The sequence below is a fragment of the Streptomyces sp. F001 genome, from assembly GCF_004187715.1.
GTDB lineage: Bacteria > Actinomycetota > Actinomycetes > Streptomycetales > Streptomycetaceae > Streptomyces > Streptomyces flavusporus.
In genome coordinates, this window is the sequence record NZ_QZWF01000004.1 from 603,246 (window position 1) to 617,600 (window position 14,355).

A 14,355-nucleotide genomic window follows, 5' to 3' on the forward strand; every position below is an offset into this window, starting at 1 on the left:
CGGGGAAGCGGTCCCGAGCCGCGCACCGCGCAATCCGGATCCGCGAGAAGCGGGTGGAGTCCTTCCCGTCCTTCATGTCCGGCGGGTCAGCTGTTCCAGCTCTCGTCGTATGGATCGGCGGGCTCCGGGACCGGCCTCGCGGTCGTGACGTCGAGGAACGGGATCGGGCCGCCGTTGACCGGGTCCTTCGTCCGGCGCGCGGTGTATGTGCCGGTGACCTCCAGCCAGGCGTCCGGCTGCAGGACCGGGGGTGTGCGCCCGGTCAGGCCGATCTTGACCGGAAGGCCGTCGGCGGCGCAGCAGTTGAGGGCGATACGGACCAGGTACGGCGTGCCGGCCCGGTCCAGCGCGACGAAACCGGTGATCTTCACCCGGCGGTCGCGCAGCGAACGTCCGTCGTCGTACACCGCGCGGGCCGCGTAGTCGGCGACGCCCAGGCGGACCGGATCCCCGGCGGGCAGCGGCGCGTAGGCCGGAGGCTGCTGCAGGGCCGTGCCCGTGCGCATCGCGCTGTACGAACCCAGGGCCGGCGGCGCGACGAGGATGAGGGCGAGGACCGGCAGCAACAGGAGCCAGGAGACGCGGGGTTCGTGGTGCCGCGGTGCCGGGTTCCGCCGCTCGTACCACACCGTCGCCACCGCCGCCGCGACCAGGACGGTACCGGCGGCCAGCAGCAGCGGCCGCAGCCCCGCCTTGACGTACCGCAGCGACAGGTCGGTGGCCCCCGCGTGCAGCAGGGACGCGCCCAGCAGGAACAGCACCGCCGCCTGCGCCTGCCGGTTCAAAGCAGCACCGCCCCGGTCAGAGCGGCCAGCGCCACGGCGACCCCAAAGGTCGCCGGGGCGAAGCGCAGGGCGAAGGCGCGCCCGAAGGTGCCCGCCTGCATCGCGAACAGCTTCAGGTCCACCATCGGCCCGACCACCAGGAACGCCAGCCGGGCCGTCGGCGAGAACTGGGTCAGCGACGCGGCCACGAACGCGTCCGCCTCCGAACAGATCGACAGCAGTACGGCGAGCACGGCCAGGGCGAGCACCGCCACCACCGGGTGGTCGGCCGCCGCGCGCAGCCACTGCTCGGGGACGACCGCCTTGAGGGTCGCCGCCGCCATCGCGCCGATCACCAGAAAGCCACCGGCGTGCATCACGTCGTGCCGCACCGACCCCCAGAAGGCCGCGCCCCGGCCCTGGCCCTCGTACGACGGACGGGCCGGCGGGCGCAGCCAGTCGGTGCGGCCGAGCCGCTGCCACAGCCAGCCCATCACGCACGCCACGACCAGGCTCGCGACGAAACGGGCCAGCACCATCTCCGGTTCGCCGGGGAAGGCGACCGCCGTCGCCGTCAGTACGATCGGGTTGATCGCGGGCGCGGAGAGCAGGAACGCCAGCGCGGCGGCCGGGGTGACACCGCGCCGCATCAGCGCGCCGGCCACCGGCACCGACGCGCACTCGCAGCCGGGGACGACCGCGCCCGCCAGCCCCGCGACCGGTACGGCCGCGGCGGGCCGGGCGGGCAGCGCACGGGCGAAGACCGACGGCGGTACGAACACGGCGACGGCCGCCGACAGCAGCACGCCGAGCACCAGGAACGGCAGGGCCTGCACGACCACCGCGACGAACACCGTCATCCAGCTCTGCATCACCGGCGCGGACAGGGCGCGGCGGATCGGCGCCTGGGCGAGGAGCAGCAGGAGCAGGGTCACGGTGAGGACCAGGGGGGAGCTGAGGTGCCAGCCCTCCGGGTCCGGCGGCCCCGCCCGTTCATCGGGCCGCGGGGCTGCTTCGGTGGCGGTGTCGGCCACGGGTCGGGGTCCCTCCGTTGTGCCGGGTGCGAGATGCCGGGCGCCAGGTGCCGGGTGCGCGGTGCCAGGTGCGAGGCCTCCCCTTCAGTACGGCGGGCGAGGAACGGATGTTCAGTCGGTTGCTGGAACCATCCGTCCCGGTGGGGCAGTCTTTTCCCTCGTGGGGAGCGTTCCGAATCAGAGTCAGCCGGACGGCGCGACCGCGCACATGGTGGTGTGCGGTGACGACGGGCTCGCGCACCGGCTCGCGGCCGAACTGCGGGGGGTGTACGAGGAGCAGGTGACGCTCGTCGTACCACCCGCCGGGCGCCGGGTGCGCCAGCCGGTCGTCGGACGGGCCCGGGCCGCGTCGGCGGCGCTGCTCGACCGGATGGTGAACGCGGCCAACCGGGCCGCCGGGAACGGCAACGGCACCTCCGGTGGCGAGGGCGGCGGGAACGAGCGGCTGGTGGAGGCCGCCGAGCCGACCGAGAGCGTGCTCGCCGACGCGGGCGTGGAGCGGGCGACCGCGCTGGCGCTCGTGTACGACGACGACGAGACCAACATCCGCGCCGCCCTCACCGCCCGCCGCCTCAACCCTCGGCTGCGCCTCGTCCTGCGGCTCTACAACCGGCGGTTGGGGCAGCACATCGAGGAACTCCTCGACCAGGCCGCCGCGTTGGCGGTCGGCGGTTCGGCCGCCTCCGTCGACGCCTCCACGACCGTGCTGTCCGACGCCGACACGGCCGCACCGGCGCTGGCGGCGACCGCGCTCGCCGGGACCAGCAAGGTCGTACAGACCGACGGGCTGCTGCTGCGGGCCGTGGAGCGGACACCGCCGGCGCCGGGTCAGGTCGCCGATCCCGGGCTGTGCACGCTGGCGCTGCTGTCGACGACGAGCAGTGACCCGGCCGGTGCGGACGGGTCGGAGGGCAGCGGGGAGCGCGGGCCGCGGCTGCTGCCGGACGAGGCGGAGGTGGCCGCGGCGACCGGGCGCGGCACGGTCGTGCTGGAGCATGTGTCGTACTCCGGGTCGGCGCAGTCCTCGGGGCGCGGGGTCGGTGTCGTACCGCCGTTCGCGTCGCTGTTCTCCCGGCGGCTGCGCTGGTCGCTCGCGGGCCTGGTGGGTGCCGTGCTCGCGCTGGCGATCGCGCTGACGATCGTCACCGGGGACCATCCGCTGCGCGCGACATATCTGACGCTGCTCGACATCCTCGGCATCGACGACCCGGCCACCGGCGCGAGCACCGGACGGCAGATCCTCCAACTGCTGTCCGCCGTCGTCGGGTTGCTGCTGCTGCCGGTGCTGCTGGCGGCCGTGCTGGAGGCGCTCGGCACGTTCCGGAGCGCGTCCGCGCTGCGCAGGCCGCCGCGCGGACTCGCCGGGCATGTCGTGCTGCTCGGGCTCGGCAAGATCGGCACCCGCGTGCTGACCCGGCTGCGGGAACTGCACATTCCGGTGGTGTGCGTCGAGGCCGATCCCGAGGCGCGCGGCATGGCGACGGCCCGGCGGTTGCGGGTGCCGGTGGTGCTGGGGGACGTCACGCAGGAGGGCGTCCTGGAGGCCGCCAAGGTTCACCGGGCGCATGCGCTGCTCGCGCTGACCAGCGTGGACACGACCAACCTGGAAGCCGCGCTGTACGCCCGGTCCGTACGGCCCGATCTGCGGGTCGTGCTCCGCCTGTACGACGACGACTTCGCGGCTGCCGTATACCGCACCCTGCGGGCCGCGCACCCGCGTGCGCTCACCCGCAGCCGCAGTGTCACCCATCTCGCGGCGCCCTCCTTCGCCGGGGCCATGATGGGCCGGCAGGTGCTGGGGGCCATCCCGGTCGAGCGGCGGGTGCTGCTCTTCGCGGCCGTGGACGTGCGCGGGATCCGGCAGTTGGAGGGGAAGACGGTGGCCGACGCCTTCCAGGCCGGGTCGTGGCGAGTGCTGGCCCTGGACGCGGCGGCACCGGAGGAACGCCGGCCGGATCTTGCGGTGGGCCCGTCCTCCACCGGCTCCGGCGACACTCCACCCACCTCGGACCTCGTGTGGGACCTCCCACCGACGTATGTCCTGCGTGCCGACGACCGGGTGGTACTGGCGGCGACCCGGCGGGGGCTGGCGGAGCTGCTGGGGAGGCGGCCGCGGGCGCGGGCGGCGAGGTGACGGGCGGGGTCGCGGTCGTACGGTTGCCCTCGACCCCGCCGTCCGTCTCCCCCGGTGACGGCGGCCCGGCCGTCAGGCGCCCGCGCCGCCCAGGTGTCTCTCCGCGAAGTCCAGTTCCAGCTTCACCTGCTTGATCCGCTCGTCGACGACCAGCGAGCCGTGTCCCGCGTCGTACCGGTAGACCTCGTGGATCGCGCCGCGCGCCTGCAGGCGCTTGACGTAGTTCTCGATCTGGCGGATGGGGCAGCGTGGGTCGTTCACGCCGGCCGAGATGTACACCGGGGCCTTGACCTGGTCGACGTAGGTGAGGGGGGACGACGCCTCGAAGCGCTCGGGGACCTCCTCCGGGGTGCCGCCCAGGAGGGTGCGGTCCATGGCCTTCAGGGCCTCCATCTCGTCGTGGTACGCGGTGACGTAGTCGGCCACCGGGACCGCCGCGATGCCCAGCGTCCACGCGTCCGGCTGGGTGCCGAGGCCGAGGAGCGTGAGGTAGCCGCCCCAGGAGCCGCCGGTCAGGATCAGCCGGTCGGGGTCGGCAAGGCCCGAGGTGATCGCCCACTCCCGGACCGCCGCGATGTCCTCCAGCTCGATCAGGCCGACCCGGTGCTTCAGCGCGTCCGTCCAGGCGCGGCCGTAGCCGGTGGAGCCGCGGTAGTTGACCCGCACGACCGCGTACCCGTGGTCCACCCAGGCGGCCGGGCCCGCGGCGAAGGAGTCGCTGTCGTGCCAGGTCGGGCCGCCGTGGATGTCGAACACCGTGGGGAGCGGGCCGGAGGCACCGGCCGGCTTCTGGACCAGGGCGTGGATACGGCCGCCGGGGCCCTCCACCCATACGTCCTCCACCGGCACCGAACCCGGGGACTTCATGCCGGGCGGGTCGAGGACCACCCGGCCCGCCGTCGAGCGCACCAACGACGGCTCGGCCGCCGACGACCACAGGTACTCCACGCTGCCGTCGGGTCGGGCGGTCGCGCCGGAGACCGTGCCGGGCGGGGTCGGGACCTTCGCCAGCTCACGCGCGGCAAAGTCGTAGCGGAACAGCTCGCCGCGGGCTTCGTGGCTGTGCCCGATCAGCAGGCCGGAGCCGTCCGGGTACCACTCGGCGCTGACATCACCGGGCAGCTCCAGCGCCAGGTCCGTCTCCTCGCCCGTCGCCACGTCCCACACCAGCGGCTCCCAGCGGCCGCGCCTCTGGTGGCCGATGAGCAGGCGCGTGTCACCGCCGACCGGCGCGAAGCCGAGGACCTCCAGGCCCAGCTCGACGGTGCCGCCCTTGGTGTCGTCGAGTTCGGCGACCGGCGTGCCGTCGGGGCGCAGCACGCGCAGCGCCGAGTGCATCGCGTCCCCGTGCTCGGTGTGCTCCACGGCGATCAGCGAACCGTCGTGGGAGAGGTCGCCGACGCCCGCCGACTCACGGTGCCGGTAGATCTCCACCGGCGCCTCGCCCAGGCGCGCGATGTGGATCGTCGTACCGTCCTCGTCGGTGGAGCGGCCCACCACCGCCGTACGTCCGTCACGGCCCAGGGCGAGGCCCGCCGGGTAGGACGGGTCCAGGCCCGGTACGGCGAGCTCGTCCTCGCCGCCGGTGAAGGGCTGGCGGCGCCAGACGCCGAACTCGTCGCCGTCCTTGTCGTCGAACCACCAGATCCACGCGCCGTCCGGGGAGAGCACGCCGTCCGTCGTACCGTTCGGCCGGTTCGTCACCTGGCGCTGCTCACCCGTCGAACGGTTCCAGGCGTACAGCTCGTACGTCCCCGTCGCGTTCGACACGAACAGGGAGCGGTCGGGTGCGTCCTCCGCCCAGTCGGGCAGTGACACCCGCGGCGCCCGGAAGCGCTTCTCCCAGTCCGGCATGTTCTCGCCCTGCTTGCGCTGATCCTGCGCGGCGGACCCGTTGCTCTCAGTCATGGCCCCATACTGCCTGGTCCGACCGACAATCCGCCGCCGAGGTCCCCAGCCTGTGGAAAACCTCCACCGGCCACCCTTCCGGCCGGGCCGGGGCCGATTGTCAGTGGCGGGGTGCACACTCCTTCCCATGACCGCGATGACCGATCCGCGCAAGACCGTCGAGAGGTTCTGGGCCACCGCCGAGGGCCGGGACTGGGACGCATTCGCCGAGACCCTGGCCGAGGACGTCGTGTACACGCTGCCGCAGACGCGGGAGAAGATCAGCGGCCGGGACCGGTTCGTGCAGTTCTACAAGGAGTACCCCGGCGACTGGCACCTGCGGATCGAGCGACTCGTCGCCGAGCCGGACCACGTCGTCTCCTGGATCCACGCCACCGTGGGACTGGAGGAGATGTACGCCATCTCGTTCTTCACCTTCACCGGTGACGGGCGGGTCGACTCCATAACCGACTTCTGGCCGGAGCCGTACGAGCCCCCGGCCGGCCGCGAGCACCTGAGCGAGCGGTACTGACCCACAGCCACCCCGCGGCCGGGCGCTCCGCGCGAGCCCCGTACCGTTGGTGGCGTGTACCGGTTTCTGCTGACGCCCCGTTGGTGGGGGATCAACGTCTTCGTGCTGCTCGCCATCCCCTTCTGCATCTTCATGGGGTCCTGGCAGCTGAGCCGGTTCGAGGACCGGGTCGAGGACCACCGCAGCGCGGGTGAACAGGCCGCGTCGGACAAGACCAAGGCGGCCCGGCCGCTCGCCGAGCTGCTGCCGGTGGACAAGGAGACCTCCGGCGACCGGACCACCGCGACCGGCACGTACGGCGAGCAGCTGCTCGTCCCGGACCGGGAACTGGACGGCAGGCGCGGCTACTACGTCCTGACCCTGCTGCGCACCGACGACGGCAAGGCCCTCCCGGTCGTCCGGGGCTGGCTGCCCGGCGCCGCCGACCCGGCCGAGGCCCCGGCCCCGCCCTCCGGCGAGGTCACGGTCACCGGCGCGCTCCAGGCGTCCGAGAACCCGGGCGAGAACGGCGTCAGTGCGCAGGGCGGGCTGCCGTCCGGGCAGACCGCGGCGATCAGCGCGGCGTCGCTGGTGAACCTGGTGCCGTACGACCTCTACGACGCGTGGGTCACGCTCGACAAGGGCGACTCCGGAATGCGGGCCGTGCCGGTGAGCGCGGCGCCGGACACCGGACTCGACCTCAAGGCCTTCCAGAACCTCGGCTACACCGGCGAGTGGTTCGTCTTCGCGGGCTTCGTCGTCTTCATGTGGTTCCGGTTGTTCCGCCGCGAGGTGGAGTTTGTGCGGGACGCGGAGATGGGGCTGGTGCCGGAGGACGAGCAGCGCGTTTCCACCCCGTCCGGGGTCTGAGGACAACAGGACCTCAGCACCGACGAGGATCTACGAGGCGGACAGCACCCCGGTCCGGTACACGGTCCCCGCACACGCGTCGGCCACCGTCGCGGAAACCGACGGCGCCCCTGCCTCCGCCGTGTAGGAGACGACGACGCTCCCGTCGGCCGTACCGTCCTCCGTGACCAGCTGGGTGGACGTGCCGGTGTCGCCGCCGGTGGAGCTGCCGTCGGTCGTGGTGCCGGGGTCGGTGGTGGGCGTCGGGTCGGGCGAAGGACCGCCCGTGCCACCGCTGTCGCCGCCGGGGTCGGTGGAGCAGGTCTCCGAAGGCACCCAGGCGAACTTCACCTCGTACGCGGAGCCCGGTTGCAGCACCAGCTGCGGGATCTCGAGGGACGGGTCCGGCAGGCCGGCCGCCGCGTCGCCGGACGTGTGGGCGACCACGGTGATCTTGGTGGGGTCCGCCGCGCCCTGTGCGAGGGGACTGACCGTGCCGGCGCCGCCGACCGTACAGCCCGCGGAGGAGACGTTCATGATCCGGAAGGTGCCGTAGACCGTCCCGCCGGAGTCGGGGACATCGGCGGTCGCGGTGGCCGAGCCGAGCTGCTCGGCCGTACACACCGGGGCGCTGACCACGCTGGTCGCCGAGGGGTAGGAGACGTCGGGGCTGGCTTCGGCGCCGGTCTCGGGGCTGCCGCCCGGGCCTGTCTCCCTGTGCGTCGGGCTGCCCTTGCCGGGGTCCTCGGCCTTGTCCGTGGAGGCCGCGCCGTCGCCGCCCGCGCCCTCGGTGCTCTTGCCCTCGCCCGCGCCGCCCTGCGCCTGCGCGCCGTGACCGGCGATGGACGGGTCGGCATCGGGACCGGTGGAGTTGGAGACGTGCACCAGGGCCGGGACGGCGGTGCAGACGAACAGCGCCGCGGCCGCCATGCCGACGGCGGCCTGCCGCTTGCGCGCCCGCCGGGCGGGCACGGCCCGCCGAAGGTGGTCCAGCGTGCCGTCGCGCGGCTCGACGTCCTGCACCGCCTGGTGCAGCATCCTGCGCAGTGCCAGCTCGTCCGAGTCGAGGCCCTCGGGGCCCTGGTCGTCGGGGCCGTGGTTCACAGTTCCGTTCCCAGCGTGCGATTGCTTCGGCTCTTGCTCGCGCGAGGCGCCCCCCGGCCCCTCCTCGGGTGTCGGCTCACGCCACTCGTACGGCTCATGCGGCTCGTGCGGATGCCGCCGCCCGTTCTCGTCGGTCATGCCGGCGCCTCCATGGCGATCCGGAGGGCCGCGATACCGCGCGAGCCGTACGCCTTGACCGAGCCCAGCGATATCCCGAGCGTCTCGGCGACCTGGGCCTCCGTCATGTCCGCGAAGTAGCGCAGCACCAGGACCTCGCGCTGGCGGCGCTGCAGGCCCTTCATCGCCTTGATCAGGGAGTCGCGCTCCAACTGGTCGTACGCCCCTTCCTCGGCGCTCGCCATGTCGGGCATGGGCTTCGACAGCAGCTTGAGGCCGAGGATGCGGCGGCGCAATGCCGAGCGCGAGAGATTGACGACCGTCTGACGCAGATACGCCAGCGTCTTCTCCGGGTCACGGACCCGTTTGCGGGCCGAGTGGACGCGGATGAACGCCTCCTGCACGACGTCCTCGCAGGAGGCGGTGTCGTCCAGGAGGAGGGCGGCGAGACCGAGCAGCGAGCGGTAGTGCGTGCGGTAGGTCTCGGTGAGGTGGTCGACGGTGGTGCCGGCCGCCGCCGCATCGACGTCGTCGGCGCCGTCACGCTGATTCGGGATGCGGGCGGGCCGCGCTGCAGGCATGGGGGCGATCACCGGCATGCCGCCGGGCGCGCCCACACGGGTGCGGACGGGCCGGGGCGGCCGAAGGGCCGTGCCGCGGGTTGCCGCAGGAAACTCGAGTACCTCTGCCACGCCAGTTGGACACGCTTCCCCCCGCCAGGGTTGTACGTGCCGGGCGTCACTCTCGTTCTCGCCTCAGGCAGCACGACTGACGGTGCCCCATATGCCCTCATGCGTCCGCTCTTCCCCTATGTCCCATACGAACGGGCGTCCCCACGCACCGTTCACGGCGTCCCCACGCCTGGATCAACGCGTCTCCACACCCCGGAAGGGCGACCGCATAGACGCTCCCCGCCCTCCGCACGGTTGCGGAGGGCGGGGAGGAAATCTTCGAACGCCGAAGGGCCCGAAACAAGTGGTCCGGACCACTCGTCCGGCTCACCTGGCGTGCACAGCTTCCATGGATCCTACAAACAGATCAGGCCATCGCCGAGACCTTTTACGTTCACTTGCCTTCACGACATCTCCGCAGCCACGAGCTCGGCGATCTGCGCGGTGTTGAGCGCGGCCCCCTTGCGCAGGTTGTCGCCGCACACGAAGAGCTCGAGCGCCGTCGGATCGTCCAGGGCCCGGCGCACCCGCCCGACCCAGGTCGGGTCAGTGCCCACCACATCGGCGGGCGTCGGGAACTCCCCGGCCGCCGGATTGTCGAACAGGACGACCCCGGGCGTGGTGGCGAGAATCTCACGGGCCCGGTCCACCGTCACCTCGTCCTGGAAGCGGGCGTGCACGGTCAGCGAGTGCACGGTCACCACCGGCACCCGGACACATGTCACCGCGACGGGCAGCCGCGGCAGTCCGAGGATCTTGCGGGACTCGTCCCGCACCTTCATCTCCTCCGACGACCAGCCGTCCTCGCGCACCGACCCGGCCCACGGCACGACGTTCAGCGCCACCGGCTCCGGGAACGGTCCGGTGCTGTCCCCCACGACCCGCCGTATGTCACCGGGGTGGGTCCCCAGCTCCGTACCGGCCACCAGGGACAGCTGCTGCCGCAGCGTCTCCACGCCGGCCCGCCCGGCCCCGCTCACCGCCTGGTACGCGGAGACGACCAGCTCACGCAGTCCGAACCCGGCGTGCAGCGCGCCCAGGGCGACGATCATGGACAGCGTCGTGCAGTTGGGGTTGGCGATGATGCCGCGCGGACGCACCCGGGCCGCATGCGGATTGACCTCCGGCACGACCAGCGGCACGTCCGGGTCCATCCGGAACGCGCCCGAATTGTCCACGACGACGGCGCCCTTGGCGGCAGCGATCGGCGCCCACTGTGCGGCGAGCTCGTCCGGCAGGTCGAACATGGCGACGTCGACCCCGTCGAACGCCTCCTCGCTGAGGGCGACCACCTCGACCTCCTCGCCGCGCACGGCCAGCTTGCGGCCGGCCGAGCGCGGCGAGGCGATCAGACGGATCTCGCCCCAGATGTCCGCGTGCTGGGACAGGATCTGGAGCATGACCGTGCCGACGACCCCGGTCGCTCCCACGACCGCGAGCGTCGGTCGGATGGTCATCGCCCGGTGCCTCCGTAGACGACGGCCTCGTCGCTGTCGGAGTCCAGGCCGAAGGCGGTGTGCACGGCGCGGACGGCCTCGGACACGTCGTCGGCGCGGGTGACGACCGAGATGCGGATCTCGGAGGTCGAGATCAGCTCGATGTTCACACCCGCGTCGCTCAGCGCCTCGAAGAACGCGGCCGTGACGCCCGGGTTGGTCTTCATACCGGCGCCGACCAGGGAGATCTTGCCGATCTGGTCGTCGTAGCGCAGCGAGTCGAAGCCGATGCCGGCCTTGTTCTTCTCCAGGGCGTCGATGGCCTTGCGGCCCTCGGTCTTCGGCAGCGTGAAGGAGATGTCCGTGAGCCCGGTGGAGGCGGCGGACACGTTCTGCACGACCATGTCGATGTTGATCTCGGCGTCGGCGATCGTGCGGAAGATGGCGGCGGCCTCGCCGGGCTTGTCCGGCACGCCGACGACCGTGATCTTGGCCTCGGAGGTGTCGTGCGCGACACCGGAGATGATGGCCTGCTCCACCTGCTTGTCCCCTTGCTTGATCGGCTCGCTGCTGACCCACGTGCCCTGCAGTCCGCTGAAGCTGGACCGGACATGGATCGGGATGTTGTAGCGGCGGGCGTACTCCACACAGCGGTGGAGCAGCACCTTCGACCCGGACGCGGCCAGCTCGAGCATGTCCTCGAACGAGATCCAGTCGATCTTCCGGGCCTTCTTCACCACGCGCGGGTCGGCGGTGAACACGCCGTCGACGTCGGTGTAGATCTCGCACACCTCGGCGTCGAGGGCGGCGGCCAGCGCCACGGCCGTGGTGTCGGAGCCGCCGCGGCCCAGCGTCGTGATGTCCTTGGTGTCCTGGCTGACGCCCTGGAATCCGGCGACAATGGCGATGTTGCCCTCGTCCAGCGAGTCCCGGATCCGGCCCGGCGTGACATCGATGATCCGGGCTTTGTTGTGGACCGAGTCGGTGATGACACCTGCCTGGCTGCCCGTGAACGACTGGGCCGAGTGGCCCAGGTTTTTGATCGCCATGGCCAGCAGTGCCATGGAGATCCGCTCTCCGGCGGTCAGCAGCATGTCGAGCTCGCGCCCGGCAGGAATCGGGGAAACCTGCTCGGCGAGATCGATCAGCTCGTCCGTCGTGTCGCCCATCGCGGAAACCACCGCCACCACCTGGTGGCCGTTCTTCTTGGCTTCCACGATTCGCTTGGCGACGCGCTTGATGCCCTCGGCATCGGCTACGGAGGAGCCTCCGTACTTCTGCACGACAAGGCCCACGTGCGCTCCTCGCTCAGTCCGTGTGTGTCGGCTCATTTTAACGAGCGTCCGAAATTCCCTTCCCAGATATCGCATGGTGAGATGTCCGGCCGCTCGTTCTCGGACTGCATATGCCCGGCATGCGCTGATGACACTCGGAAAAGTGCCGCGGGTCACAAGTGGCCTCTGATGACCGAGTGCGCCCACAGCGACGAGACGGACCGGGTGGTCGGCCTGGAGCCGGGTGCCGACGGCTACGTGTCCAAGCCGTTCGGCATACGGGAGGTCATCGCACAGACACGGGCCGTGATGCGCCGCATTCAGCTACTGGGTGCGCAGTCCCAGCGGGCCCGCGATCTCCTGCTGCATGACCTTGCCGGCCTCGAACTCGAGGGTGTCGTCGCCCATGCCCTGGTCGGTGTCGAGGCCGTCCAGTTCCTCCAGCGGCTGGTTCAGCCGCACATGCGCGACCACGGACTGCAGTGCGCGCAGCGTCGCGGACGCTGTCGCACCCCAGTTGGAGAAGTAGGAGAACTGCCACCACCACAGCGCCTCCGTCGTGCGCCCGGCGCGGTAGTGGGCCATGCCGTGGCGGAGGTCGGTGATGACGTCCGCGAGGTCGTCGGAGATACGGGCCGGCACCGGGGCCTTGCGGGGCTCGTACGGGTCGAAGACCTCGGAGTAGACGTCGATCGGCTCCAGGAGCCGGGCCAGGTTCTCCCGCAACCCGTCGACGTCCGGCTCGGGGCCCGGGTCGGGCTCGTAGCGCTCGTCGGGGACGATGTCCTCGTGCGCGCCCAATCGGCCGCCGGCCAGCAGGAGTTGGGAGACCTCCAGCAGGAGGAAGGGCACGGCCGAGTCCGGCTCATCGCCTCTGGCCACCTCGGAGACGGCCACCAGGAAGCTCTCTACCTGGTCCGCGATCTGGACCGCGAAGTCGTCCGGGTCCTGTGTCGTGGAGTGCAGCGTGGCGTCAGACATCTAGGAGTCGTCTCCCCTCGAAGGCGCGGCCGAGGGTGACCTCGTCCGCGTATTCCAGGTCGCCACCCACCGGGAGGCCGCTGGCCAGGCGGGTGACCTTGAGGCCCATGGGCTTGATCATGCGGGCGAGGTACGTCGCCGTCGCCTCGCCCTCCAGATTCGGGTCCGTGGCCAGGATGAGTTCCGTGACCGTCCCGTCGGCCAACCTCGCGAGAAGTTCTCGTATACGCAGATCGTCCGGGCCGACACCCTCGATCGGGCTGATCGCGCCCCCCAGGACGTGATAGCGGCCGCGGAACTCGCGCGTCCGCTCGATGGCCACGACGTCCTTCGGCTCCTCCACCACACAGATCACCGCCGGGTCACGGCGGCTGTCACGGCAGATGTTGCACAGCTCCTCCTGCGCGACATTGCCGCAGGTCGCACAGAAACGGACCTTCGCCTTCACCTCAAGGAGGGCCTGGGCCAGACGCCGTACGTCCGCCGGCTCCGCCTGCAGGACATGGAAGGCGATCCGCTGCGCGCTCTTGGGACCGACGCCGGGCAGCCGCCCCAGCTCGTCGATGAGGTCCTGGACCACGCCTTCGTACAACGGACTGCCGCCCTTCCTGAGTGTCGTGCAGTACGTACGGTAGTTTCCCGCGGCCCGTCTTAGAAGGGCAGGCCGGGGATACCGCCGCCCATGCCCTGGGCCAGCGGGCCCAGCTTCTCCTGCTGGAGGTTCTGCGCGTTCTCGTTGGCCGCGTGGACGGCCGCGACGACCAGGTCGGCGAGGGTCTCGGTGTCCTCCGGGTCCACCGCCTTCGGGTCGATCTGCAGGGCGCGCAGCTCACCGGCTCCGCTCACAGTGGCCGTCACCAGACCGCCGCCGGCCTGGCCTTCGACCTCGGTCTGCGCCAGTTCCTCCTGCGCCCTCGCCAGGTCCTGCTGCATCTTCTGGGCCTGCTGCAGCAGCTGCTGCATATTGGGCTGGCCACCACCGGGGATCACGATCAACTCCTCTTCCGGGGCTCGTGCGGCACGGGCTTTTCCCGTTCAGCACGAGCCTACGTGGTCCATGCGGCCGTCGCTCCAGCACTCTTTCGAGTGAGTCGACCAGATCTCCTATACCTGATCAAGCCCCTCTTCCGGGCGGAAAAGATAGGAAACTCGGGTCTTCGCCACCCATTGGGCGGTAGGAAGGGTCAGGCGCATCAGCATCAGGCGTCGCGTACGACTGACAGGCCGTACGTCGTACGACATGTCACGCACCGTGATCAGTTGTGATCGGTAGGGAGTGCCGGGTGGGTCAGCCGGAGATGCAGCCCGAGGGGCCGCCTCAGGACGGGCGTGGCGAGGGTGCGGCCGGGCTGCGGCCGGGCGATCTGGCCGGGCGGGCCTTCCCGCTCGGGGACTGGGCCGAGCCCGCTCAGCGGCTGGACGAGCTGTACCGGTGGGTGGAGCGGGGGGCGCTGGACACGGCGGCCTGGTATCTCGCCGACCGGGTGTGGAAGCGGCGGGCCGCGCGGTCGCTGCGGTGCGGGGCGGCGCTGGGGGCGGTGGCCGGGGCCGCGCTGCCGTTGCTGGATCTGACCCTGTCTCTTATACACATCT

The 14,355-nt window shown here is 71.6% G+C and carries 14 protein-coding genes and 1 pseudogene; 5 read left to right on the forward strand and 10 right to left on the reverse strand.

Annotation, left to right across the window (positions count from 1 at the left end):
- Nucleotides 1–86: 86 nt before the first annotated feature.
- Nucleotides 87–785, reverse strand: a complete 699-nt coding sequence (locus StrepF001_RS20025; RefSeq protein ID WP_129799585.1) for a TIGR03943 family protein — start codon at nucleotides 783–785, stop codon at nucleotides 87–89.
- On the reverse strand, nucleotides 782–1,798 hold the full coding sequence (locus tag StrepF001_RS20030) for a permease (protein ID WP_129799586.1): 1,017 nt from the start codon (nucleotides 1,796–1,798) through the stop codon (nucleotides 782–784). Before StrepF001_RS20030 ends, StrepF001_RS20025 begins: the two co-directional genes overlap by 4 nt.
- A gap of 208 nt (nucleotides 1,799–2,006) precedes the next feature.
- Here StrepF001_RS20030 and StrepF001_RS20035 point away from each other — a divergent pair, with 208 nt between their 5' ends.
- Complete coding sequence (locus StrepF001_RS20035) at nucleotides 2,007–3,932, forward strand: NAD-binding protein (protein WP_129799633.1); 1,926 nt, start codon at nucleotides 2,007–2,009, stop codon at nucleotides 3,930–3,932.
- A 72-nt stretch (nucleotides 3,933–4,004) separates the two neighbouring features.
- On the opposite strand, the gene StrepF001_RS20040 is transcribed toward StrepF001_RS20035, so the two are convergent.
- A complete protein-coding gene (locus tag StrepF001_RS20040; RefSeq protein ID WP_129799587.1) occupies nucleotides 4,005–5,840 on the reverse strand; it encodes a prolyl oligopeptidase family serine peptidase in 1,836 nt (611 codons plus the stop codon).
- A 136-nt stretch (nucleotides 5,841–5,976) separates the two neighbouring features.
- Between StrepF001_RS20040 and StrepF001_RS20045 the strand changes: the two genes are divergently transcribed.
- Both StrepF001_RS20045 and StrepF001_RS20050 read left to right on the forward strand, forming a co-directional pair.
- Nucleotides 5,977–6,351, forward strand: coding sequence for a nuclear transport factor 2 family protein (locus StrepF001_RS20045; RefSeq protein ID WP_129799634.1), 375 nt, complete (start codon nucleotides 5,977–5,979; stop codon nucleotides 6,349–6,351).
- A gap of 54 nt (nucleotides 6,352–6,405) precedes the next feature.
- On the forward strand, nucleotides 6,406–7,200 hold the full coding sequence (locus StrepF001_RS20050; RefSeq protein WP_129799588.1) for an SURF1 family protein: 795 nt from the start codon (nucleotides 6,406–6,408) through the stop codon (nucleotides 7,198–7,200).
- A gap of 30 nt (nucleotides 7,201–7,230) precedes the next feature.
- Here the strand turns inward: StrepF001_RS20050 and StrepF001_RS20055 are convergent, their stop codons facing one another.
- From StrepF001_RS20055 to StrepF001_RS20070, 4 genes are all read right to left on the reverse strand, one after another.
- Nucleotides 7,231–8,421, reverse strand: a complete 1,191-nt coding sequence (locus StrepF001_RS20055; protein WP_240797586.1) for a hypothetical protein — start codon at nucleotides 8,419–8,421, stop codon at nucleotides 7,231–7,233.
- Nucleotides 8,418–9,092 (reverse strand): SigE family RNA polymerase sigma factor, encoded by a 675-nt coding sequence (locus tag StrepF001_RS20060; protein WP_129799589.1) that lies wholly within the window; start codon nucleotides 9,090–9,092, stop codon nucleotides 8,418–8,420. Before StrepF001_RS20060 ends, StrepF001_RS20055 begins: the two co-directional genes overlap by 4 nt.
- Nucleotides 9,093–9,475: 383 nt before the next feature.
- Nucleotides 9,476–10,528 (reverse strand): aspartate-semialdehyde dehydrogenase, encoded by a 1,053-nt coding sequence (locus tag StrepF001_RS20065; RefSeq protein WP_129799590.1) that lies wholly within the window; start codon nucleotides 10,526–10,528, stop codon nucleotides 9,476–9,478.
- The gene (locus StrepF001_RS20070; RefSeq protein WP_129799591.1) at nucleotides 10,525–11,802 is read right to left on the reverse strand and encodes an aspartate kinase; all 1,278 of its coding nucleotides are present in this window, start codon (nucleotides 11,800–11,802) and stop codon (nucleotides 10,525–10,527) included. The genes StrepF001_RS20065 and StrepF001_RS20070 overlap by 4 nt, the downstream gene beginning before the upstream one ends.
- A 162-nt stretch (nucleotides 11,803–11,964) precedes the next feature.
- On the opposite strand from StrepF001_RS20070, the pseudogene StrepF001_RS48080 reads away from it, so the two are divergent.
- Nucleotides 11,965–12,105, forward strand: a pseudogene (locus tag StrepF001_RS48080) (DNA-binding response regulator); the annotation flags it as partial.
- On the opposite strand, the gene StrepF001_RS20080 reads toward StrepF001_RS48080, so the two are convergent.
- The 3 genes from StrepF001_RS20080 to StrepF001_RS20090 are packed head-to-tail and all read right to left on the reverse strand — an operon-like array spanning nucleotide 12,106 to nucleotide 13,752.
- On the reverse strand, nucleotides 12,106–12,762 hold the full coding sequence (locus StrepF001_RS20080; protein WP_129799592.1) for a DUF5063 domain-containing protein: 657 nt from the start codon (nucleotides 12,760–12,762) through the stop codon (nucleotides 12,106–12,108).
- Nucleotides 12,755–13,354, reverse strand: a complete 600-nt coding sequence (recR, locus tag StrepF001_RS20085) for a recombination mediator RecR (RefSeq protein ID WP_129799593.1) — start codon at nucleotides 13,352–13,354, stop codon at nucleotides 12,755–12,757. The genes StrepF001_RS20080 and recR overlap by 8 nt, the downstream gene beginning before the upstream one ends.
- Before the next feature lie 59 nt (nucleotides 13,355–13,413).
- Entirely contained in the window at nucleotides 13,414–13,752 is a 339-nt protein-coding gene (locus tag StrepF001_RS20090; RefSeq protein ID WP_129799594.1) for a YbaB/EbfC family nucleoid-associated protein, read from the reverse strand.
- Nucleotides 13,753–14,045: 293 nt separating this feature from the next.
- On the opposite strand from StrepF001_RS20090, the gene StrepF001_RS20095 reads away from it, so the two are divergent.
- Nucleotides 14,046–14,355 (forward strand): SLATT domain-containing protein (locus tag StrepF001_RS20095; protein ID WP_129799595.1); only part of this gene is annotated, 310 nt, incomplete at its 3' end.